The sequence below is a fragment of the Gordonia phthalatica genome (genome assembly GCF_001305675.1).
GTDB lineage: Bacteria > Actinomycetota > Actinomycetes > Mycobacteriales > Mycobacteriaceae > Gordonia > Gordonia phthalatica.
Genome location: NZ_CP011853.1, coordinates 3093006 through 3114434, shown reverse-complemented (window position 1 = coordinate 3114434; position 21429 = coordinate 3093006). Strand labels below are relative to the sequence as shown.

23 protein-coding genes are annotated in these 21429 nt (G+C 67.9%); 15 read left to right on the top strand and 8 right to left on the bottom strand.

All coding sequences use genetic code 11. From position 1 onward, the window contains the following. Positions 1–14: 14 nt before the first annotated feature. The 8 genes from ACH46_RS14545 to ACH46_RS14510 all read left to right on the top strand — a co-directional run bounded on the left by ACH46_RS14545 (position 15) and on the right by ACH46_RS14510 (position 7007). Positions 15–806 (top strand): hypothetical protein, encoded by a 792-nt coding sequence (locus ACH46_RS14545; RefSeq protein ID WP_062393556.1) that lies wholly within the window; start codon positions 15–17, stop codon positions 804–806. 77 nt (positions 807–883) lie between these two features. After that, positions 884–1507: a HEAT repeat domain-containing protein gene (locus ACH46_RS14540; protein WP_062395475.1), complete on the top strand. Its 624-nt coding sequence runs from the start codon at positions 884–886 to the stop codon at positions 1505–1507. 127 nt (positions 1508–1634) lie between these two features. After that, positions 1635–2648, top strand: coding sequence for a MerR family transcriptional regulator (locus ACH46_RS14535; RefSeq protein WP_062393555.1), 1014 nt, complete (start codon positions 1635–1637; stop codon positions 2646–2648). A 136-nt stretch (positions 2649–2784) separates the two neighbouring features. After that, positions 2785–3204: a YciI family protein gene (locus tag ACH46_RS14530; protein WP_062393554.1), complete on the top strand. Its 420-nt coding sequence runs from the start codon at positions 2785–2787 to the stop codon at positions 3202–3204. 6 nt (positions 3205–3210) lie between these two features. Continuing rightward, positions 3211–4488, top strand: coding sequence for an RNA polymerase sigma factor (locus ACH46_RS14525; protein ID WP_062393553.1), 1278 nt, complete (start codon positions 3211–3213; stop codon positions 4486–4488). Beyond that, positions 4485–5306, top strand: a complete 822-nt coding sequence (locus ACH46_RS14520; protein ID WP_062395467.1) for a Cof-type HAD-IIB family hydrolase — start codon at positions 4485–4487, stop codon at positions 5304–5306. Before ACH46_RS14525 ends, ACH46_RS14520 begins: the two co-directional genes overlap by 4 nt. After that, on the top strand, positions 5303–6028 hold the full coding sequence (locus ACH46_RS14515) for a YoaK family protein (RefSeq protein WP_062393552.1): 726 nt from the start codon (positions 5303–5305) through the stop codon (positions 6026–6028). The genes ACH46_RS14520 and ACH46_RS14515 overlap by 4 nt, the downstream gene beginning before the upstream one ends. A 10-nt stretch (positions 6029–6038) precedes the next feature. Beyond that, the gene (locus tag ACH46_RS14510; RefSeq protein ID WP_082399919.1) at positions 6039–7007 is read left to right on the top strand and encodes a hypothetical protein; all 969 of its coding nucleotides are present in this window, start codon (positions 6039–6041) and stop codon (positions 7005–7007) included. Here ACH46_RS14510 and ACH46_RS14505 read toward each other — a convergent pair. From ACH46_RS14505 to ACH46_RS14490, 4 genes are all read right to left on the bottom strand, one after another. Further along, the gene (locus ACH46_RS14505; protein ID WP_193392910.1) at positions 6955–7713 is read right to left on the bottom strand and encodes an amino acid ABC transporter ATP-binding protein; all 759 of its coding nucleotides are present in this window, start codon (positions 7711–7713) and stop codon (positions 6955–6957) included. The two genes, ACH46_RS14510 and ACH46_RS14505, sit on opposite strands and share 53 nt — an antisense overlap. A 5-nt stretch (positions 7714–7718) precedes the next feature. Next, positions 7719–9467: an ABC transporter substrate-binding protein/permease gene (locus tag ACH46_RS14500; RefSeq protein ID WP_062393549.1), complete on the bottom strand. Its 1749-nt coding sequence runs from the start codon at positions 9465–9467 to the stop codon at positions 7719–7721. A gap of 146 nt (positions 9468–9613) precedes the next feature. Continuing rightward, positions 9614–9949, bottom strand: coding sequence for a histone-like nucleoid-structuring protein Lsr2 (locus tag ACH46_RS14495; RefSeq protein WP_062395463.1), 336 nt, complete (start codon positions 9947–9949; stop codon positions 9614–9616). Positions 9950–10040: 91 nt separating this feature from the next. Then, complete coding sequence (locus ACH46_RS14490) at positions 10041–10730, bottom strand: hypothetical protein (RefSeq protein ID WP_157851059.1); 690 nt, start codon at positions 10728–10730, stop codon at positions 10041–10043. 82 nt (positions 10731–10812) lie between these two features. Between ACH46_RS14490 and trhO the strand changes: the two genes are divergently transcribed. The 5 genes from trhO to ACH46_RS14465 all read left to right on the top strand — a co-directional run bounded on the left by trhO (position 10813) and on the right by ACH46_RS14465 (position 15508). Beyond that, entirely contained in the window at positions 10813–11670 is an 858-nt protein-coding gene (gene trhO / locus ACH46_RS14485; protein ID WP_062393547.1) for an oxygen-dependent tRNA uridine(34) hydroxylase TrhO, read from the top strand. Continuing rightward, on the top strand, positions 11667–12701 hold the full coding sequence (locus ACH46_RS14480; protein ID WP_062395461.1) for a CobW family GTP-binding protein: 1035 nt from the start codon (positions 11667–11669) through the stop codon (positions 12699–12701). The genes trhO and ACH46_RS14480 overlap by 4 nt, the downstream gene beginning before the upstream one ends. A 151-nt stretch (positions 12702–12852) precedes the next feature. After that, the gene (locus tag ACH46_RS14475) at positions 12853–13920 is read left to right on the top strand and encodes an N-acetylmuramoyl-L-alanine amidase (protein ID WP_062393546.1); all 1068 of its coding nucleotides are present in this window, start codon (positions 12853–12855) and stop codon (positions 13918–13920) included. 50 nt (positions 13921–13970) lie between these two features. Next, complete coding sequence (locus ACH46_RS14470) at positions 13971–14945, top strand: SDR family oxidoreductase (RefSeq protein ID WP_062393545.1); 975 nt, start codon at positions 13971–13973, stop codon at positions 14943–14945. Continuing rightward, positions 14942–15508: a nucleosidase gene (locus ACH46_RS14465; protein ID WP_062393544.1), complete on the top strand. Its 567-nt coding sequence runs from the start codon at positions 14942–14944 to the stop codon at positions 15506–15508. The genes ACH46_RS14470 and ACH46_RS14465 overlap by 4 nt, the downstream gene beginning before the upstream one ends. 22 nt (positions 15509–15530) lie before the next feature. Here ACH46_RS14465 and ACH46_RS14460 read toward each other — a convergent pair whose 3' ends face one another. The 4 genes from ACH46_RS14460 to ACH46_RS14445 form a co-directional block, all read right to left on the bottom strand. Then, positions 15531–16553 (bottom strand): DUF6542 domain-containing protein, encoded by a 1023-nt coding sequence (locus ACH46_RS14460; RefSeq protein WP_062393543.1) that lies wholly within the window; start codon positions 16551–16553, stop codon positions 15531–15533. A 62-nt stretch (positions 16554–16615) separates the two neighbouring features. Then, a complete protein-coding gene (locus ACH46_RS14455; RefSeq protein ID WP_062393542.1) occupies positions 16616–17698 on the bottom strand; it encodes a DNA recombination protein RmuC in 1083 nt (360 codons plus the stop codon). A gap of 39 nt (positions 17699–17737) precedes the next feature. Beyond that, positions 17738–18286 (bottom strand): methylated-DNA--[protein]-cysteine S-methyltransferase, encoded by a 549-nt coding sequence (locus ACH46_RS14450; protein ID WP_062395460.1) that lies wholly within the window; start codon positions 18284–18286, stop codon positions 17738–17740. Between the two features lie 108 nt (positions 18287–18394). Next, complete coding sequence (locus tag ACH46_RS14445; RefSeq protein ID WP_062393541.1) at positions 18395–18874, bottom strand: hypothetical protein; 480 nt, start codon at positions 18872–18874, stop codon at positions 18395–18397. An 87-nt stretch (positions 18875–18961) separates the two neighbouring features. Between ACH46_RS14445 and ACH46_RS14440 the strand changes: the two genes are divergently transcribed. Both ACH46_RS14440 and ychF read left to right on the top strand, forming a co-directional pair. Further along, positions 18962–20242, top strand: coding sequence for an AI-2E family transporter (locus tag ACH46_RS14440; RefSeq protein ID WP_062393540.1), 1281 nt, complete (start codon positions 18962–18964; stop codon positions 20240–20242). A gap of 6 nt (positions 20243–20248) precedes the next feature. Beyond that, positions 20249–21328 carry a redox-regulated ATPase YchF gene (gene ychF / locus ACH46_RS14435; protein ID WP_062393539.1) on the top strand — a complete coding sequence of 360 codons (1080 nt, stop codon included), beginning with the start codon at positions 20249–20251 and terminating at the stop codon, positions 21326–21328. The last annotated feature ends 101 nt before the right edge of the window (positions 21329–21429 follow it).

Below are 21429 nucleotides of genomic sequence, written 5' to 3'. Positions count from 1 at the left end.
GTACGGTGGAGTGCATGCCGGATCTCCTCCTGATCGTCATCCTCGCGCTGATCGTGTTCGGCGCGTTCTCCCTCCTCCGCAACCGGTCCAACGGCGTCCAGAACCAGCACCTCCGACTGGACGACGCCAAGGCTGATGCACGGCAGGCCATCGAACGACTCGGCGGCCAGGTGTACTCGCTGAATCCGGGCGACGATCCCGCCGCGACACAGGCGCTCGCCGACGCCGGCGAACGCTTCACCGCCGCAGGCTCACAGATCGAGCAGGCGACCACACCGGGCCAGGCGATGCTCGCCAAGCAGACCGCTGTCGAAGGGCTCTACTACATCCGTGCCGCGCGGACCGCGCTGAAGTTCGACCCCGGCCCGCCCATCCCGGAGTTGGACGGGCAGCGTGCGGCGGGATCGGTGACCGAGGACCGCACGGTCGATTTCGAGGGGCAGTCGGTGGCGGCGTCGCCCGCGCCCTCGAAGCAGACCCCCAACTACTTCCCGGGCGGGCGGGTGGCCGGCCGCGCCGTTCCCGCCGGCTGGTATTCGACGCCCTGGTGGCGTCCCGCACTGATAGCCGGTGCGTGGGGCGTCGGCTCGGCCTTCCTGTTCACGTCGCTCTTCTCGGGGATGGACGGCGTGTCGTCCGAGGTGGCGGCCGGTGACTTCGACGGGGGCGGCTTCGACGATGGAGGCTTCGACGGCGGGGGATTCGACGGCGGGGACGTCGACGGCTCGGGTTTCGACGGCGGCGGGTTCGGTGACTTCGGTGGCGGTGACTTCGGGGGCGGGGACTTCGGCGGGTTCGACTTCTGATCGTCGTCCCACGACCGGGGCTTGACCTTCACACGATGAGAAGGTGTGGAGTTCACCTCTGACAGGAGGTGGTCCCCATGACCGACCAGCACACCCGAACCGACGACGTGATCCGGGCGCTGCGCGCACCGTCGTCCACCACGCGACTGCGGGCGGCGCTGGCCGCAGGCACCGATCCCGAGCCGCGGTGCATCGCGGTCCTGATCGAGCGGTGCGGGGTGGAACCGGACTTCTACGTCCGGGACATGCTCACCTGGGCGCTGACCCGGCACGACGTCGACACGGTCCTGCCCGCCGTGACGGCAGAACTCACGTCGCCGAACCCGCAGGCGCGCAGTCAAGCACTGCACACGATCTCCAAGCTCGGCGATCCCGAGTCGTGGACGCCGACGGTCGAGGCGTTGATGACCGACCCCGACGACGAGGTGGCGCGCACCGCCTGGCGGGTCGCCGCGGCACTGGCGCCCGCCACCGAGGTGCGGGCCGTCGCCGCGATCCTGACGTCCCAGTTCGGCCGCGGCGGGCCCGACGTGCATCGCAGTCTCAGTCGGGCCTTCGCCGAAATCGGCGACGCGGCGCTGCCCGCCGTGCGACAGTCTCAGACATCGTCCGACCCCGTGGTCCGCGGTCACGCGGTCGCGACCGAAGCCCTGATGCGCGACCCCGAGTCCAGTTTCGCCTTCGACATCGACGCCGCATGACGACTCGCGGCGCTCGGGCCCGCAGCGTCGACGGTGGACGGGGCTGCAGTGGACGGGACGGCGGTGGACGGGGCGGCGGTGGACGGGAAGACGGCGGACGGGACGACGATCTAGAAGGAGCGGCGCGGTGCGAATCGGAGAAGTCGCGAGACGGTCGGGCGTCAGTGCACGGATGCTGCGGCACTACGACGACCTCGGCCTGGTGCGGCCCGGCGGTCGCACGTCGGCGGGGTACCGGGATTACACGCCCGCCGATGTCACCCGCATCTTCCACGTCGAGAGCCTCCGCACGTTGGGGCTGTCGCTGCGGGAGGTGGGCCAGGCGCTCGACGACCCGGACTTCGCGCCCGCCGCCCTCGTCGCCGAACTCAAGCGGCGCAGTGCCGAACGCATCCGGACCGAGCAGGACCTGCTCCACCGGCTGGACCGGATCGACGAGTCCGCCCCCGACGACTGGGAGCAGGTCCTCGACACCGTCGCACTGCTTGCGGCACTGCAGTCGCCGCTCGCGCAGCGACGTCAGCGTGCGGCGCTGACCGTCGACGGGACCGCGGTGTCGCCGACCGCACTCGTCGAATCGCTCCTCGACGAAGCCGACCTCAACGTCGCCGGGGCACTCCGGTGGGCCGTCGGCCGCAGCGGGGAAGGCGTGGTCGCGCCATTGGCGGCCGCCGTCCACGACGCGGACGTGACCCGGCGCCGTCGTGCCGTTCTGGCGCTCGTCGACACTCCGGGACCCGAGGCCACCGATGCGTTGATCGATGCGCTCGCCGACCCCGACGACGAGGTGCGGTCGCACGCAGCCCTCGAATTGGCCGACCGCGGGCGAGAGGACCCCGTCGAGAAACTCGTCGGACTCGTCGTCGACGGCATCCGTGACGTCGACGCCGCCGACGCCCTCGCGCTGCTCGCCGAGACCGACGACGACGTGGATGCGGTCGTCGCGTGCCTCGTCGCTCCGCTGTCCACCGTGGATGCTCCCGCGCGCTGCCGCATCGCCCAGGCCCTCGGGGATCTACGCGGCACGCGGGCGTCGGGCGCGCTCACCGAGCTCGCCGCGGACGACGACGAGATGGTGTCGCGGACGGCGTCGTACCTGCTGTCGATCCGCGAGTTGCCTGACGACGGCCGGAATGATTAGTGCAACAGAACTCTCCGGCAGAATTTCTTTCGATTCGTTGTCGATCCGGGCCGAGCCCGTTCGACGTAGTAGTGAGCGGACCTCAGCGATGCGCTCCGCCAACCGAAGACCAGAACTCACTCAGGGAGAAGAACCGATGAAGTACATGCTGATCATGCGAGTCACCGAAGCCGCCGTCGCCGCAGCCGAGGACGTCCCCTTCGAAGAGATCATCAACAAGATGGGCCGGTACAACGAGGAGCTGGTGACCGCGGGCGTGCTCCTCGCCGGCGATGGACTCTCGGACGCCGCGGAGGGCTTCGTCGTCGACTTCTCGGCCGACGATCCGATCGTCACCGACGGTCCGTACGGCGAGATCCACGAGCTCTTCAACGGCTTCTGGATGATCCAGGTGGCCTCGAAGGAGGAGGCCGTGCACTGGGCGCGCCGCTGCCCGCTGGGCCCCGGCACCAAGCTCGAGGTCCGCCGCGTCACCGATGAGAGCGACTTCGAGGAGTTCGCCGACAACGAGTACATCCAGAAGCAGGCTGGCTGGCGTGAGGAACTCGGCCAGTGACCCGCGATGACTGACGACGCGACCGCTGATCTGACCGCCGCACTCGATGCGGTGTGGCGGTCGGAGGGCGGCCGCGTGGTCGCGGCGCTCGCAGCCATGACCGGCGATGTCGCCGCCGCGGAGGACCTCGCGCAGGAGGCGGTCGCCGCAGCCCTGGCGCAGTGGCCCGAGTCCGGGATCCCGCGGAATCCCGGCGCCTGGCTCACCGCCGTCGGCAAGCGGCGTGCCATCGACGCATGGCGACGTGAGGCGGCCTTCGACGATCGCGTGCGCACCCTCATCGCCGACGCCGAACGGGCGGAACCGGTCGACGATCCGGGAACCGTCGTCGTCGACCGCGAGCCGATCGACGACGACCTCCTTCGACTCCTGTTCACCGCCTGCCACCCGGTGCTGACCAGGGAAGCGCAGATCGCGTTGACACTGCGGGCGGTCGGCGGGCTCTCCAGCGAGGCCATCGCGCGAATGTTCCTGGTGCCGACGGCCACCGTCCAGGCGCGGATCACCCGGGCCAAGAAGTCGCTGACAGCGGCGCACGTCCCGTTCGAGACGCCGCCGCGCGATCAGTGGGCCGACCGGCTCGGCGGGGTGCTGCGGGTGATCTACCTGATCTTCACCGAGGGGTACGCGCCGACCTCCGGGACCGCGGTCGTCGCACCCGACACGGCCGCCGAAGCCCTCCGGGTCGGACGCATCCTGGCGGCCCTGGTGCCCGACGAACCGGAGGTGCAGGCCCTCGTCGCGCTCATGGAGTTTCAAGCCTCCCGATTCGCGGCGCGCGTCGCGGCCGACGGATCGGCCGTGCTCCTGGAAGACCAGGATCGGCGCCGATGGGACCGCGGCCAGATCACCCGCGGACGAGACCGGTTGGCCCGAGCCACCGCACTCGGCGGCGGCCGCGGATCGTATGCGCTGCAGGCCGCCATCGCCCAGGAGCACGCTGTCGCGGCCTCCGTCGCGCAGACCGACTGGCCGGCCGTCGTCGGCTTCTACGACGAGCTGCTGGCCCTCACGGGGAGCCCGGTCGTCGCGCTGAACCGGGCGATCGCCGTCGCGATGACCGGCGACGTGGAGCGCGCCCTGGCCGACGTCGACGCCGTCGCGTCGTCGAAGAACCTGCTCGATTCTCCACTGGTGCCGAGTGTCCGCGGTGAACTCCTGCAGCGCAGTGGACGATTCGACGAGGCACGCGCCGCCTTCGAGGACGCCGCCGCGCGCAGTGCCAATGAGCGGCGTCGCGCCGTCCTGCTCGCCAAGGCCGCGCAGATACCATGGGGCCCATGACTGAAGGGCTCGCCGGCGCTGACATCCGGATGGTCGTGTGCGACATGGATGGAACCCTGCTCGACGACACCGGCCGTGTGCCCGATGAGTTCTGGCCGCTGCTGCAGGACATGACCGATCGCGGCATCGTCTTCGTCCCCGCCAGCGGGCGGCAGTACTACACGTTGAGGAACATCTTCGCCCAGCACCCGGGCACCCTCTCGTATGTCGCCGAGAACGGCAGCATGGTGATGCACGACGGCGACCTGATCGCGTCGTCGGCCGTCGACCCGGCCATCACCGCGGCCGTCGTCGAGACCGTCCGACAAGCCGCCGACCACGGCTTCCGCCTTCAGCTGATCGTGCACCGGATCGACGGTGCCTTCGTCGAATCCGACGACGAGAGCTTCATCGGTCACGCTCGTCAGTACTGCGCGCGCCTCGAGCACGTCGCCGACCAGTCCCGAGTGCCGGGCGACGTCGTGAAGCTGGCGATCTTCGACGCCGACGACGCCGAGCAGAGCATCGGGCTGTTCGCCCCGCTCGCCGGCGACCACAAGATCGCCGTCTCCGGGCGCCACTGGATCGACGTCACCGCGCCGGGCACGCACAAGGCGACCGGTGTCGTCGCACTGCAGAAGCTGTTCGGCGCAGGCCGCGAGAACACCATGGTCTTCGGGGACTACCTCAACGACCTCGAGATGCTCGACGTCGCGGACTGGTCGTTCGCCATGGCCAACGCTCACCCCGACGTCCTCGCCCGGGCCCGCTACCGTGCACCGCGGAACTCGGAGGCGGGCGTTGTGACCGTTCTCCGCGAGATGCTCGACGGCCGATGAGGTCCGCCCTTCGCCGCGAGGTCGGACTCGCGGCGGTCCTGTCCGCGGTCGCCGGCTACCTGGACGCCGTCGGCTTCATCGTCCTCGGCGGACAGTTCGTGTCGTTCATGACCGGCAACACCACCGAACTCGCCACCTTCCTCGGCACCGGTGACTTCGCCGGGGTCGGGTTGATGGCTCTGCTCATCGGGATGTTCTTCCTCGGCGTCGTCCTCGGGGCCGTCGCCGCAAGATTCGGGGACTCCCGCACCACCGTCCTGATAGTGACCACCGCGCTGCTGGCTGCGACGGCCGTCGCCACCCTGCTCGTGGAGCCGCGGACCGCCGTCATGGTCGGACTGCCGACCGCGATGGGCGCGATCAACGCGACCTTCCTCAAGCACGGCGAGGTCAGCATCGGGCTCACCTACATGACCGGAACCCTCGTGAAGGCGGGGCAGCAGCTCGTCGACGCCTTCGTCGGCGGGCCGCGGTGGGGGTGGGTGCGGAACCTGTCGTTGTGGGCGGCGTTGGCCCTCGGCGGCCTCCTCGGCGCCGTATCGCATCGACTCCTGGGGCCGTCGATCGCCGTCTGGATCGCGGTGGGAGTGGTCCTGGCGGTGACCGTCGCGGTCGCGACAGTGCGTCGACGGACCGGAAGGTGGCAGGACGGCGGCGCGGTGCGTCGATACCGGGAGACGCCGGTGCTCGGCGGCTCCGGTGGGCCCGACCGCATTTCGTAGCATGAAGGGCATGTCCACGGATTCCGCAGATCTCGCCGCGCGCCTCCTCGACGCCCACGTCGCATTCGAACGCCGCAAACTGACCGACCCGGCAGCCTTCGCCGAGATGGTGCAGGAGGAGATCGACAACTTCCTCGCCGTGGCCGACGACCTGCCGCTGGAGGAGGCGGTGTCCCGAGACCTGATCACGTCCGTCGCCCGCAAGTACGCGATCGCCTTCCCCGTCGAAGGTGCGATCCCGGAACTGGTCGGGACCGTCGCCTCGCGGCTCTACGGCTACTCCATCGCCAACGACACCCGCCTGCCCGACGTGCTGGAACGACGCCGCTTCGAGGAACTGGCGACGGGCGTCGCAGAGCTCGGACTGTCGCGGCGGGTGGTGAAGCGTGTCCTCGCCAGCCCCGCGACCGAGGACGCCTGCGTCGAAGCGGTGCAGCGCGCCGTCGACTCGTCGCGGCTGCCGGGTCGGATGGGGGAGACCCTCGACTCCTTCGTCGAGCGCATCGCCAGGCGCGGTGCCCGACGACTGCTCGCGGCCAACGAGGCCGAATCCGACCACCTGGTGCTCGACGCCGCCCGCGAAGTATGGCTCGCCGGCTCCGATCAGAGCGTCCGCGACGTCCTGGCCGACGCCGACGTCGAGGACGTCGTCGTCCTGGTCTTCGAGTTCTGGCGCAGCTTCCGCGAGACCACGTACTTCCAGGGACTCCTCGACGAAGGCGTCGACGAGGTCTTCGACACCTACGGCCGCACCCCGCTGTCCGAACTGTTGGAAGAGCTCGGCGTCGGCCGCGAGGACCTCGTGGAGGAGGCCATGCGATTCGGACCGCCGGTCCTGGCGCGCCTCGACGCCGACGGCGTCATCGAGAGCGCGTTGCGCCGCCGCTTCGCGGACTTCTATCAGTCGGCGGAGTTCGCCGAGGCGGCTAGAGAACCTGCGACAGGAACGACTTCAGACGATCGCTCTTCGCGTCACTGAAGATCTGCTCCGGCGAACCCGTCTCCACGACCACGCCGTCGTCCATGAACAGAACGTTGTCGGCGACGTCGCGGGCGTACCCCATCTCGTGCGTCACCACGACCATCGTCATACCGTCCTGCGACAGCTCGGTCATCAACGACAACACGCCCTTCACGAGTTCCGGGTCCAGTGCGCTGGTCGCCTCGTCGAAGAACATCACCTGCGGCTTCATCGCGAGGGCGCGGGCGATCGCCACACGCTGCTGCTGACCGCCCGACAGGGTGGACGGACGGGCGTCGGCCTTCGCGGCGAGCCCGACGCTGTCCAACTGCTTCACCGCGATCTCGCGGGCCTCGTCGCGACTGAGTCCGAGCAGCTTGCGCGGCCCCAGCGCCACGTTGTCGGCGACGCTCTTGTGCGGGAACAGGTTGAACTGCTGGAACACCATGCCGATCCGTCGGCGCAGCTCGTCGGGGTTGTCCTTCAGGACACTGCGACCGTTGAGCAGGATGTCGCCCTGTTGCGGTTCGTGCAGTCGGTTGAGGACGCGCAGCAGCGTCGACTTGCCGGAGCCGGACGGACCGATGACCGTTGTGGTCGTGCCTGCGTCGACCTGGATGTCGACGCCGCGCAGGACGTGATTGTCGCCGAACGACAGGTGCAGGTTCCGGCCGGTCAGCGAGACGGCCTCGCCCGCGTCGGCGAGATGGTGCGTGTTCGTCACGATGGTCACGCCTTTCCGGTGCGGAGTCGATCGTCGATGTAGTTGACGAGGTGGGTCAGGGGGACGGTCATCACCAGATACAGCAGGCCTGCCGCCAACAGCGGGGTCAGGTTTCCGCCGTTGGCGTTGAAGTCCTTACCGACGGCGAACAGGTCGCGCTGCATCAGGGTGAGGCCCAGGAAGTAGATCAGGGACGAGTCCTTGATCAGCACGATGAACTGGTTCATGAGTGCGGGGAGCACCCGGCGCACGCCCTGCGGGACCACGACGAGCGACATGGAACTCCGGTACGAGAAGCCCAGCGCTCGGGCCGCCTCCATCTGCCCGGACTCGACGCTCTGGATGCCGGATCGGAAGATCTCGCCGATGTAGGCGGCGGCCAACAGGCCGAGGGCGATGGAGCCGAGCCAGAACGGGTTGCCGCCGGTGAGGTCCTGAACGATCGGACCGAATCCGAGGCCGACCATGAGGATCACGACGACGGCGGGGAGGCCGCGGAAGATGTCGGTGTAGACGCGCGCCGGCCACCGCAGCCAACGCGACCGCGAGATGCCCGCGACCGCCAGCAGCATGCCGAGGACGGTGCCGATGATGCCGGACGTGACGGCGATCTTCAGAGTGTTCGGCAGACCGGTCTTGAACAGCTCGGGCAGGGCCTTGCGGAACTGATCGCCGTTGAAGAACGTCTCCCGCAACTGCGTCAGCGTGCTCTTCGGTGCCGCGTCCGCGGCGTCCTCCTTCGGCTTCTGCGCGTTGCGTTCAGCGATCGCCTGGAAGTCGGGGAGCACCGGAACGGCAGACGACTTGGAGCCCGGACGCCACCCCCGGGGAAGGGGACGCGGAGCCCAGTCGCTGTACAGCCTGGCCCACGTGCCGTCGGCGATGATCGCGTCGAGGCCGCTGTTCAGCGCCTCGGCGAGCTTCGCGTTGTTCTTGGCGACGGCCCAGGCGGTGAAGTTGTTGATGCTGAAGGTGTTCTCCAGGATCTTGATGCCGTCGGAGGCCTGGACGGTGCCCTCGGCCTGCTGGCTCGGTGCCACCCACGCGTCGATCTGACCGGACTTGAGGTTGGCGTAGGCGGTGGCGTAGTCGGGGAACTTCACGGGCGTCAGGTGCAGGGTGTTGACGACGTAATCGTCCTGCACGGTGCCCTGCACGACGCCGATGCGGGTGCCGGCGTTCAGATCCTGGAAGGTCTGCACCTTGCCCTTGGCTTTGCCGACCAGCGCGAAGTAGCCGAAGTCGTAGCCGTTGGTGAAGTCGACGGTCTGGCGGCGCTCATCGGTGGTCGTGATGGACGACGAACCGACGTCGAACCGATGGCTCGCCACCTGGGCGAGGAGACCGGAGAACTCGGTGCCGACGAACTCCACCTTCAGGCCGAGCTTGTCTGCGATGGCCTTCAGCATCTCGTTGTCCATGCCGGTGAACTGCTGCTTGGAGTTCACACAGATGCTCGGCGGGGCGTCGGACAGGGTGCCGACGATGATTGTTCCCGGCTTGATCAGGTCGAGCTTGGAGGTGTCGATCTGATCGAGCGGCGTCACATTCTGCGTCGTGAACTTGTCCGGCGCCTGGGCGGCGGCGCTGGCGAGATTCGTCGGTGCCGTCGACGCGCTGTCGGGTCCGGGGGGAGCACACAGTCCGGTGTCCTCAGTCGACGACGAGGTGGAGCACGAAGCGACCAGTGCCACGAGGAAGGCGACCAGCAGCAGTGGCAGCCAGCGGCGCCGGGCTGCAGAAAGCAGAGTCATGATTGGAAAGCGTAATCTGCTCGGTCCCGAATCCCGCAATTAAAACCAGGATGAGGCAAAGGCCCGATCGGCGATTCGGGGCGATCGCCAGAAATGATGAATGCCCCGGTTTCAGCCGGGGCATTCATCACGCGGGGTGCGGAACGTCAGTTCGCTGCCTCGTAGGCGGCGACGATGTCGGCGGGGATGCGGCCGCGGTCGCTGACCGTGTAGCCGTTGTCGGCGGCCCACTGACGGATGACGCGCGTGTTGGACGCAGTGCGGCCCGAACCTGCAGCGCGACGGCCCGCTGCGGCACGACCGCCGGTGGAGCGCGATGCGGCGACATAGGTCGCGACGTGATTGCGGAACTCCTCGGCGTGCTCGGGAGAGGTGTCGAACTCGTAGTTCTTACCGTCGAGACTCCAGCGAACGGTCTCGTATTCTTCCAGTTCTGCTCCGTCGATATCGTCGACGATCTGGATGACGGTCTTCTTTGCCATGAAATCGGGTCCTTCGGTCAGGAGAATGCGATTGGAGGTTCCTTGATTCATTTCAAGGTGACCTGACTGTCTTCGGTCAGAGTACACGTAATCAGTCTGTTGGAACGACAGGAGACGAGTCCGAAGTATTCGGCGTTGACGACGGTGTCTCCGAGCTGAATCCCAGAAGAGACTGCGGGGCTCGGTCCTTGGCGTTGATCGCCTTGAATCCGGCGGACGTCACGACGAAACCCTGACTGGAACTGGATTCGATGCAGTAGACGTCGTCATTGTCCGCCAGGCACGCGAAACTGCCGAACGAAAGGGATTGTCCGGACGAGAGGATTCGTGACCGGAACAGCACAGGATAGCTGTTAGCGCAGGCGCCTTCTTGCGGTCCGTTCGCGTCCAATACGACGAAATCCGCCTTCCAGTCGCATGCGGAACCCTCCTTTGGCGGCCGTTTCGCGCCTTTCACATTGGTGCCGACACAAACAAGGGCGTCGGCGCCGTTGGTGCCGGTGGAGCAGCGGAGAGTGCGGTCCTCGTTCGAGAAGTGATACCCGGAGACGTCCGACCGCTCACCCGATGCGGACGTCGCACCGATCTGAAAGCGCGAATTGCTGACACGCGGCGCGGCTTTGATGACGCGTTCGTAACTCCACGGCGACGCGGTCTCCTCGTCGTCGCCCAGTGTGCGCGTCGCGGTGGTCGGAGCCAGCGACGACGACGGCGACTCGGTCAGCGGAGCATCGGTGCCAGGAATCACGATCTTGCTGGGTGGAGCGTCGATGTTCAGCACCGAACACGAGGACGCCGCGAGCGCCACGACTGCTGCGGCACCGATGAGGACGGCGCGCTTCCGAGATCCGTACCCTTGCACTGTGGCAACCCCCAAGATCGTTCTCTTCTATGTCTTCACGCCGCTGGCCGATCCCGAAGCGATCAAGCTCTGGCAGCAGGCCGTCTGCGAGGCTGCGGGCCTGCGCGGCAGGATCATCGTGTCACCTCACGGCATCAATGCAACAGTCGGCGGCGACATTCGTGACGTGAAGAGATATGTCCGTGCCACCCGAAGCTACCCGGCTTTCGCCGATGCCGATATCAAATGGTCCGATGGCACGGGTGACGATTTCCCTCGACTCAGCGTCAAGGTCCGCCCGGAGATCGTCACCTTCGGGGCTCCCGATGAAGTGGTGGTCGACGCCGGTGGGGTGGTCGGCGGCGGCCGACACCTGATGCCGGAAGAGTTGCACGCACTGGTCGATGAACGCGGCGATGACGTGGTCTTTCTCGACGGGCGCAATCGGATCGAAGCGCAGATCGGCCGGTTCAAGGACGCGATCGTTCCGGACGTGAATACGACGCGCGACTTCATTCCGCTGATCGAAAGCGGTGCGTTGGACCACCTCAAAGGTCGGCCGGTCGTGACCTACTGCACGGGTGGTGTGCGGTGCGAAGTGCTGAGTGCATTGATGACGTCGCGCGGATTCGACGAGGTCTATCAACTCGACGGCGGCATTGTCCGATATGGCGAGAAATATGGTGACCGGGGCCTCTGGGAGGGGTCCCTCTATGTCTTCGACAGTCGAATGAGTATCGATTTCAGTGACGACGCCGCCGTGATCGGCACATGTGTCCGGTGCGGAATGCCGACCAGTGAGGTCGCCAACTATCCGGACGGCGACGGTCGTGACCTCGCCGTGGTGTGCGCCGAGTGCCGGGCGGCGATGTCGGCATGACGACGCGCGCGATTCCGGTGGTCGTCCTCGCCGGCTTCCTGGGCGCAGGCAAGACCACACTGCTCAATCACGTCCTGCGATATGCGGACGGTCGTCGCATCGGTGTTCTGGTGAACGACTTCGGATCCATCAACATCGATCTGCTGCTGGTGTCGGGTCAATCCGGCGGGACGGTGGATCTGGCCAACGGCTGCATGTGCTGCACCACCGACGCGGGCGACTTCGCGGAGACCCTGGAGACGATGGCGGCGCCCGGGACCGGTCTGGATGCGATCCTGATCGAGGCCAGCGGAATCGCCGAGCCGAAGGCGCTCGTCAAGATGGTGCTCGCGGCGCGCAGCGCGTCGATCGCGTATGGCGGACTCGTCTACGTCGTCGACGCCGCGAACTTCGACCGGACGGTCGCCGAGCATCCGCAACTCACCGATCACCTCGCGATCGCGGACCTCGTCGTCTGCAACAAGGTCGAGATGGTCGACGCCGCCGAGGTCGATCGACTCGCCGATCGGATCCGCGAGTGCAATCCGAGCGCGCCGCTGCTGCCGGTCAGCCACGCCGCCGTCGACCCCGACCTGTTCTTCGAACCGGCCGAGCGCATCGCGACCGACGACGGGCCGCGTCAGCTCACCTTCGACGAACTGCTGCGCGAGGATACGGAGCCGGAGCATGAGCACCTGCACGGCGGCTTCGACTCGGCGGCGCTCGACACCGCGTCGCCTGTGGATCCGCGCCGCCTCGCGCGTTTTCTGGAACGGCCGCCCGAGGGCGCCTACCGGATCAAGGGCACCGTGTTCGTGGATCTGCCCGAGCATCGGGACATCGCGTACACGGTGCAGTCCGTCGGAGGCTTCGTCCGGGTGGACGCGGGTTCGTGGCGCGGACGAACGCCGGCTACGTCACTGGTCGTGATCGGGGCCGGGCTCGACGCAGTGGCGGCGCGAGAGGCCCTCGATCGGGTGGTGCAGCCCGGCGATCGCGACGACACGAACGGAATCCTCTCGCTGACGCGTCATCTGATCACGGGAAGCTAACAATTCCGAGCGAGTCCTGAAACTCGGTTTGCGAGCCGGTCTCAACCACTGGTTGACTGTTACGGAAGTGTTTTGTGTGACAGGTGATGTCTGGATTCGGAAGGAGAGCGGTGTATCGCGGCCTCATCGGCGGCGCGCACCCGAACCGCTCATGGCTGCTCTACGTACTCGTCGTCGCGTGATGATCGCGTCGTCCCTGCTGGCTTCGGCGGCGACGGCGGGAGCCCTGCTCGTCGCAGCTCCCTCTGACGCCGCGCCCAAGACCGGCGAGCTGGCGGGCAAGACCGTCTTCCTCGATCCCGGCCACCAGGGGTCGGCCGCAGGCCACCAACTGAACAAGCAGGTCAACGACGGTCGCGGCGGCAAGAAGGACTGCCAGACCACCGGTGCCACGGCTATCGGCGGCAAAGCCGAGCACACCATTACGTGGGAGGTGTCCCAGCTGGTGAAGGCCGCCCTCGAGAGCAAGGGCGCCCGCGTCCTGATGAGCCGGAAGGACGACACCGGATGGGGCGGCTGCGTCGATGAGCGCGCCGAGGCCGCCAGCCGGTCGGGTGCCGACCTCGCGGTCAGCATCCACGCCGACTCCACCAGCACCGGTGCCGACCCGACCAAGTCCGGCTTCCACCTGATCGTCCCGACGCTGCCCCTGCCGGACAAGGCCGCCGATGCCGCGCAGTCCAACGGTGGGCGGAAGGCGTCCAACACGGTGCGCGACGCCATGAAGAAGGCCGGTTTCGCTCCCGCCAACTACGCTGGTGCCGTCGACGGCATCCAGACCCGCTCGGACATCGCGGGAGCCAACCTGACGCGGATCCCGCTCGCCTTCGTCGAGATGGGCAACCTGTCCGACCCGGCCGAAGCCGCCGTCCTGTCGTCGCCGCAGGGAGCCACCAAGTACGCGGTCGCGCTCACCGACGGCATCACCTCCTACCTCAGCGGGCGCGCTGCGCAGGCCAACCCGACCGCGCCGGCCCCGGACGACGGCGCCAAGCCGTCGGCGCCCGCCGCACCGGAGGACCCGTCCACGTCCACCGACCTCTCCGGGCTGTCCGGGGTCGAGGCGATCGGTCCGCTGATCAACAAGCTGGCCAAGGCCAAGAGCCCGGGCGACGCGCAGCGGATCCTGATGACCGACGGCCAGGACGTCTCGGCCGACGTCCTGAAGGCCATCCTCTCCGTGGTCTACGCGGTCTTCGGCGGCAAGTTGCCGATCTAGGAGTGTCTTCGGTCCTCCATCCACCTGCCCGGCAAGGCTAGGGTTGTGGCATGGGTCTCCTGAGAATTCCGCAACTTCCGAGCCTGAAGACCGTTCGAGAACTGTTCGTCGTCCCGACGCCCGTCCCGTCCCTGAGCGGTCGCAAGGTCCTCATCACCGGTGCGGCGAGCGGTATCGGACGGGCGACGGCGATCGCCGCGGCGAAGGCGGGCGCCCAACTCGTACTCACCGATCTGCAGACCGGTCCGCTCGACGAGGTCGTCGCCGAGATCCTCGACGCGCACGGCACGGTGCTCTATCACCGGGCCGGCGACGTCTCCGACTACGAGTGGGTGGCGGCGTTCGCCCGCGGCGTGGACGCCGAGGTCGGCGTCATGGACGTCGTCATGAACATCGCGGGCGTCTCGGCGTGGGGGACCGTCGAGAACCTGGAGCACCGGCACTGGAAGAAGCTCGTCGACGTCAACCTGATGGGGCCGATCCACATCATCGAGTGCTTCGTCCCGCAGATGGTGCGGCGCGGCGAGGGCGGCCACCTGGTCAACGTCTCCTCGGCGGCCGGGCTCCTCGCGTTGCCGTGGCACGCCGCGTACAGCGCCAGCAAGTTCGGAATCCGCGGCGTCTCCGAGGTGCTGCGCTACGACCTCCGCCGGCATCACATCGGTGTCTCGCTGGTCTGCCCCGGCGGCGTCGCGACTCCGCTGGTCGACACCGTCGACATCGTCGGTCTCGACCGCAGCAACACCGCCGTTCAGAAACAAGTGGCCGGCTTCCACAAGATCGCGGTGACGCCGGAGACCGCGGCCAAGGCCATCCTGCGCGGTGTCACGCGCAACAAGTACATGGTCTACACGTCGTTCGACATCCGCTTCGGCTACTGGTGGGCTCGCAAGTTCGCGCTCCCGTACGAGGTCGTCATGCGGATCGCGAACAATCGCTTCGATCAGCTGTCGCGGATCAGCGGACTCAGCGACGTGGCGCTCGCCGAGCAGGCCGGGACCGCGACGTCCCAGCGCGCCGAGTGAGCGACTCGGACGGCGCGGGCGTCCTGGTGGTCTCGGCGACGCGTGCCGAGGCCGCTCACGTGCCCGCAGGCGCGGACCTGCTGATCACCGGCATCGGAAAGGTGCGCGCCGCAAGTGCGGTCGCCCGACGGCTCGCCCTCGGCGACTACCGTCGCGTCGTCAACATCGGGACGTCGGGCGCGCTCCGCGACGGCCGGAGCGGACTGTTCACGCCGTCCCGCGCCATCGAGCACGACATCAGCGCTGCGGAACTCGCCGCGATGGGGTTCCATCAGCCGGACGAGTGGGAGATCCCCGGCGGCGACGGCAGCGTCCTGGCGACCGGCGACACGTTCGTGAGCGACCCTGTCTACCGCGACCGGCTGGCGCGGCGTGCCGACCTGGTCGACATGGAAGGATCGGCCATCGCTGCGGTCTGCGCGGACTTCGCCGTCCCGCTCCGACTGGTCAAGGTGGTCAGCGACAACGCTGACGACTCCGCGATGGACTGGCCGACGGTGATCGACGCAGCGGCGCAGGACCTCGGTACGTGGCTGGCTGAAACAGGTTTCGGCGCGGTGTGATCCGGACCGGGCCGACGTGCGCTCAGCGCTCGTCGGCGCCCGCGGTCAGGTCTTCGATCGCACCGGTGTCGCGCAGCTGACCCGCCGTCTTGCGGGGGACACGCGGGTCGCGCGCCGGGATCGTCTGCGGCGCGGCACGACGACTCGACTCGGCGGCGTTCGCCGGAGCCGGTCGGGGAACGGGAGCCGGTCGCTTCTGCGGGCGTGCGGGACGCTCATCGCCTCGCTGAGAGGAGCGCGCTGCGGGTCGAGCGGTACGCACCGTCTCGCCTTCCGAAGCCCGGGCGGCGGGACGTGCCGCTGGACGACCTTCGCGGTTCGCGGCGGGACGTGCGGTCCGCTGCGGCTTGTCGGTGCGTACGCGCGCCGAACGGGCGTCGTCCGTGCGCGGTCGTGCAGCCTTCTTCGCCGGTCGTGCCGTCGCATTTTCGGCTGCCGCCTGCCGGGTGCGCGACGCCTTTGCTCCCGCGGTCTTCGGCGCGGCCTTCTTCACTGCCGACTTCGATGCCGGCTTCGGTGCGTCAGGTCTGGTTCTGCTCCTGCCCGAGGCGGTCTTGGCCTTGGCTGCGGGCTTGCGTCCAGTGGCCTTGCCGAACAGAGCCTGCCCCTTGGGCCGGACCAGGAACCAGCGTGCGACGACGACGGCCAGCGTCATCAAGAAGGTCAGTAGAATCCACGGGAAGCTGTAGGCGGTCGGCAGGATCACCTTGAGGATGAGTTCCCGCACGCCGAGAGAACCGTTACCGGAGTTCGCGGTGTAGAGAACGGTGACGCCGACGATGAACGCGACGAGCGGCGGCTGGGCAGCCGCGGTGAACAGTGCGCGCTGGCGAACCGCGAGGGCGGCGAGGAGGCAGCCGCCGAGGTAGAAGAGCTTGAACCAGCGGCCGAGCGATGACCCCGAATCGGTGTCGATGAGGGCACCGATCGTCGTGGCTCCGACAGCGACGAGGACCGCTCCCCACCACGGCAGACCTTTGAGAGCGGGCAGCACGGACCGCTCATTGGCGGGCGCGGCGGGACCGGCGAGCAGGGGCGAAAACACATCTAAACGGTACCGTTAACAACAGCGAATGCCGCGATCCGCAGCCGTGAGTTTCCTGAATTTCAGCGGAGCGGTGACACGGATCTCACGACAGAATCGACATTCGGAACACCCTCGACCACGCGGGAGGAACGATTCTCCGGCCCCGAGAGCGCTTCGAGGTCCGCCAGTTTTCGCGCAGTCACGCCCAGCCTGGAATCGATGGCACCGACCGTCGAGTTGTACGCCTCCACCGCACGCCGCAGTGAGGCCCCGGTCTTCTCGAGATGTCCGAGCACCTGGTCGATGCGCTGGTACAGCTGCCTGCCGAGGGCATGGATCGTCTCGGCGTCCTCGGCGAGTGCGTACTGCCGCCAGCCCAGTGCGACCGTGCGTAGCAGCGCGATGAGCGTGCTCGGGGTCGCAAGCACCACGTCGCGGGAGAAGGCGTAGTCGAGCAGGCCGGGGTCGCCCCGCAGCGCGGACTCCAGCACGCCGTCGCCCGGAAGGAACAACACGACGAACTCGGGCGACACCGGCTGCGCCGACCAGTAATTCTTGGATGAGAGTGCATTGACGTGGGCCCGCACCGCCTGGGCGTGCCGCGCGATCGGTTCGCGGTTGTCGGCGGCGGTTCCCGACACCGACTCCAGGTACGCGTGCAGGGGAACCTTCGAGTCGACGACGATCCGCCTGCCACCGGCCAACTGCACGACGAGGTCGGGTCGCACGGCGCGTTCGGCGTCGGACTGTCCGTGCACCTGCGTGGAGAAGTCGCAGTGCCGCGACATTCCCGACAGTTCGACGATGCGCTCCAACTGCACCTCGCCCCATCGTCCGCGGACCTGCGGTGCGTGCAGCGCGCCCGCCAACCGACTCGTCTGCTGCTGCAGCCGCTCCGACGTCGCGTAGACGCCGCGCATCTGTTCGGCGAGGCCGGCGTAGGCGTGTGCACGCCCGGACTCGGTGCGACGCAGTTCCTCGGACAGTCTGCCGAGCGTGTCGCGGAGCGGGCCGACCACCAGGTCCACCTCCGCACCAACGCGCGGGCCGTCGTAGCCCTCGCCGGGGCCTGCGCGGTGCGAGCCGGTCGCACCGCGCGCGAACCAACCGAGGAGCGCGCCGATGATGAGGCAGACCGGGCCGATGATCGCTGCAGGTGTCATGCCGACATCATGGACCGACCCTCTGACAATTCGGGTCCGTCATACCGCGACGTCCGGGTTGGTCGCCTCCCGCGCGAGGAGACTCGCCTTCACGTCGAGGCCGTAGCGATAGCCGCCGAGCGTGCCGTTCGACCGCGTGACCCGATGGCACGGGACGAACAGATTTGCGGCGTTGCGGACGCAGCACTGGGCGGCGCCGCGGACAGCGGTCGGGCGCCCGGCCTGTTCGGCCAGCCGCGTGTAAGTCACCGGGTGGCCCGGGGCCACCGCGCGCAGCGCCGTCCAGCAGGCCTCGATGAACGGGCCGCCCGACTGCCGGACCGCGATGCGCGACGGCGCGTCGTGGTCCCCGTCGTAGTAGGCGAGCACAGCGTCGGCGGCGGCTCCCGGTGTCCGCTGCGACAGTTCCGGACCGCGCAGTGCGGGGGCGATGAGTGCGTCCAGGTAGTCGGGCGTCTCCGTCCAACCCGATGCGTAGACGGTCTGAGCGTCGTCGAACACGATCGTGAACGGTCCGTCGGGCGTGGTGAGCGTGGTCCAGCCGAGCTTGTTGTCGGCGGTGGCTGGTGCGGACGGTCGTGCGCCCATGAGATCCCCCTGATGGATACGTGCGGCGGTGCGGTCCCGCACCGCTCAGTGATTGGACGCACCGGGCGCCCGATCGGTTCCATCGGTTGTCCACAGGTCTGCGAATCGTCAGTCGGCGGAGGGTGCGCTCGGTGCCGTCGATCGTTCGGCGATCAGGCGTGCGACGCGGGTGTACCCGTCGCGGATCACCGCGACGTAGGCGCCCTGCTCTGCGGGTGCGTCATCGAACACGTGCAGGTGGGATCGCCCGGCGTCGAGTTGTGCGATCGCCTCCGCGAACCGTTCCTGTCGTCGGTAGCCGTCGGCGACGTTCAGATGCAGGGACGGGAGGAATCCTTCGACAGTCAGGCTCGGCTGGATGGCCCGCAGCGACTCGTCGGTGAGCAGTGCCGACTCTGCCAGACTCACCTCGTCCCACTGCACCTCGTCGGTGAGGGTCGGCTGCAGGTCGGCAGCGTAATGGGCGACGATGCACCGCGCTGCGTGGTCGTCGGCGGGCAACGTCGCCCAGAGTTCGTCGACCGCGGTGCGGCGGTCGTGCTCGGGGCCGGCGAGCGCTTGTGTCAATCGGCTGATCAAGTCGGTCATGCACGCACCGTAGCGGCGGGTACCGACACCGAATGACGCCTGCGCGTCTGCACGGCGAATGTCGGAGGGCTGTGTGAAGATTGGCGCGTGAGCGATCAGAAGAACGAGTCCGACGCCGTCGTCGATGGAGCGTCCGACGCTGCCGACGCACCGAAGTCGGACACGGTGGAGGTCCTGGTGAACCCTGACACGGGCCGCCCGTATCCGACCCGCGGTCGGGTGTTCCGCGCCGGCCTGCGTTCCACCGCGGTCCTGTGCGGGCAGATGCTCGTCGTCCTCGCGTTCCTCTTCGCACTGCTGTGGGTGCTGTCGAAGTTCTGGGTCATCCTCCTTCCGGTGATCCTGGGAATCGTCGTCGCGACTGTCCTCTGGCCGCCCGTGCGATGGATGCTGGCCCACCGGGTGCCGCCGGCCGGCGCCACCTTCATCACGCTGCTGGCGGCGATCGCGGTGGTCGGCGGCGTGATCGGGCTCATCGTGCCGTCGGTCGTCGATCAGGCTCCCGAGCTCGCCAACAAGGCCGTCGACGGCGTCAAGAAGGTTCAGGACTGGGTGCAGGGACCGCCGCTGAACGTGGGCGACGAGCAGATCAGTTCGCTCGCCAACGAGATCACGTCGAAGCTGCAGTCGAGTGCCAGCGCCATCGCCAGCGGCGTCTTCAGCGGCGTGGGCGTGGCGACGTCGGCGCTGATCACCCTGTTCACCACCTTGGTCCTCGTGTTCTTCTTCCTGAAGGACGGACCCAAGTTCCTGCCGTGGCTGGAACGGACGATGGGGAAGGGCGGGTCCGATCACCTCAGCGAGGTGCTTCGTCGCATGTGGGACACGCTCGGCGGCTTCATCCGGACGCAGGCCATCGTCAGCTTCGTCGACGCGGCCCTGATCGGCATCGGCCTGGTCGTCCTCGATGTGCCGCTCGCGGCGGTGCTGATCGTCATCACCTTCCTCGGCGGCTTCGTGCCGATCGTCGGTGCGTTCGTCGCCGGTGCCCTCGCGGTGTTGATCGCGCTCGTCTCCAACGGCGTCACCTCGGCGCTGATCGTGCTCGCGATCATCCTGGCCGTCCAGCAGCTCGAGGGCAACGTCCTCTCGCCGTGGCTGCAGTCCAAGTCGATGAACCTGCACGCGGTGGTCGTGCTGTTGTCGGTGACGCTCGGCGGCACCCTGTTCGGCATCACCGGCGCCTTCCTCGCAGTGCCCGCGGCGTCCTGCCTCGCGGTCGCGCTGCGGTACATCCTGGAGCAGATCGGGTTCGCTGCCGGTGAAGAGGTCGCAGCGGAGGATGAGGCTGCGAGAGCGGCCGCGAAGGAGAAGAAGCGTCGTCGACGCGGGTCGGATAGGTCTGAGGCGTCAGCGCAGATAGACTGACCTCCCGTGAGTCTTACCCTCGGTATCGTCGGCCTGCCCAATGTCGGAAAGTCGACCCTCTTCAACGCCCTGACCCGTAACGATGTGCTGGCCGCGAACTACCCGTTCGCGACCATCGAGCCGAACGTCGGCGTCGTGGAACTGCCGGACGCCCGGCTGACCCGACTCGCCGAGATCTTCGGCAGCGAGCGCATCCTGCCGGCCACCGTGTCGTTCGTCGACATCGCGGGCATCGTCAAGGGCGCTTCCGAGGGCGAGGGCATGGGCAACCAGTTCCTCGCGAACATCCGTGAAGCCGACGCGATCTGCCAGGTGGTCCGTGTCTTCTCCGACGACGACGTCGTGCACGTCGACGGCCGCGTGGACCCGCTGTCGGACATCGAGGTCATCGAGACCGAGCTGATCCTCGCCGACATGCAGACCCTCGACAAGGCGATCCCGCGCCTCGAGAAGGAAGCGAAGAAGAACAAGGACCAGGCCGAGGTCCTGAAGGCCGCTCAGGGTGCGCAGGCGATTCTCAATGAGGGCAAGACGCTGTTCGCCGCCAAGGACACCTTCGACCTGTCGTCGGTTCGTGAGCTGCACCTGCTGACCGCGAAGCCCTTCCTGTACGTCTTCAACTCCGACGAGGGAGTGCTCACCGACGACGCGCGCAAGCAGGAGCTGCGCGACGCCGTCGCTCCGGCCGACTGTGTCTTCCTCGACGCCAAGGTCGAGAGCGAGCTCCTCGAGCTCGATGAAGAGGACGCGCAGGAGTTGCTCGACTCGATCGGCCAGGACGAGCCCGGCCTTCGCCAGCTCGCTCGTGCCGGCTTCAACACTCTCGGTCTGCAGACGTACCTGACCGCAGGCCCTAAGGAGTCGCGCGCGTGGACGATCCGTCAGGGCGACACCGCCCCGAAGGCCGCCGGCGTCATCCACACCGACTTCGAGAAGGGCTTCATCAAGGCGGAGATCGTCTCCTTCGCCGACCTCGATGAGAACGGCTCCATGACGGCGGCCAAGGCTGCGGGCAAGGTCCGCATGGAGGGCAAGGAGTACGTGATGCACGACGGCGACGTGGTGGAGTTCCGCTTCAACGTCTGAGCGCGCTCCCATCCATCGTGACGACCATGGTGCGATTGCGCCGGTCCTGGTCCTCGGCTACCTCGCGGACGGCGAGGTGCCGCTGGACTGCACATCTTGCG

Coding starts and splice junctions, on each gene's coding strand:
- ACH46_RS14515 (WP_062393552.1), top strand. CDS start 5,303: ATGAGGTCCGCCCTTCGCCGCGAGGTCGGACTCGCGGCGGTCCTGTCC.
- ACH46_RS14480 (WP_062395461.1), top strand. CDS start 11,667: ATGACGACGCGCGCGATTCCGGTGGTCGTCCTCGCCGGCTTCCTGGGC.
- ACH46_RS14520 (WP_062395467.1), top strand. CDS start 4,485: ATGACTGAAGGGCTCGCCGGCGCTGACATCCGGATGGTCGTGTGCGAC.
- ACH46_RS14525 (WP_062393553.1), top strand. CDS start 3,211: ATGACTGACGACGCGACCGCTGATCTGACCGCCGCACTCGATGCGGTG.
- ACH46_RS14470 (WP_062393545.1), top strand. CDS start 13,971: ATGGGTCTCCTGAGAATTCCGCAACTTCCGAGCCTGAAGACCGTTCGA.
- ACH46_RS14450 (WP_062395460.1), bottom strand. CDS start 18,286: ATGGGCGCACGACCGTCCGCACCAGCCACCGCCGACAACAAGCTCGGC.
- ACH46_RS14475 (WP_062393546.1), top strand. CDS start 12,853: ATGGCTGCTCTACGTACTCGTCGTCGCGTGATGATCGCGTCGTCCCTG.
- ACH46_RS14510 (WP_082399919.1), top strand. CDS start 6,039: ATGTCCACGGATTCCGCAGATCTCGCCGCGCGCCTCCTCGACGCCCAC.
- ACH46_RS14455 (WP_062393542.1), bottom strand. CDS start 17,698: ATGACACCTGCAGCGATCATCGGCCCGGTCTGCCTCATCATCGGCGCG.
- ACH46_RS14445 (WP_062393541.1), bottom strand. CDS start 18,874: ATGACCGACTTGATCAGCCGATTGACACAAGCGCTCGCCGGCCCCGAG.
- ACH46_RS14495 (WP_062395463.1), bottom strand. CDS start 9,949: ATGGCAAAGAAGACCGTCATCCAGATCGTCGACGATATCGACGGAGCA.
- ACH46_RS14500 (WP_062393549.1), bottom strand. CDS start 9,467: ATGACTCTGCTTTCTGCAGCCCGGCGCCGCTGGCTGCCACTGCTGCTG.
- ACH46_RS14540 (WP_062395475.1), top strand. CDS start 884: ATGACCGACCAGCACACCCGAACCGACGACGTGATCCGGGCGCTGCGC.
- ACH46_RS14530 (WP_062393554.1), top strand. CDS start 2,785: ATGAAGTACATGCTGATCATGCGAGTCACCGAAGCCGCCGTCGCCGCA.
- ACH46_RS14545 (WP_062393556.1), top strand. CDS start 15: ATGCCGGATCTCCTCCTGATCGTCATCCTCGCGCTGATCGTGTTCGGC.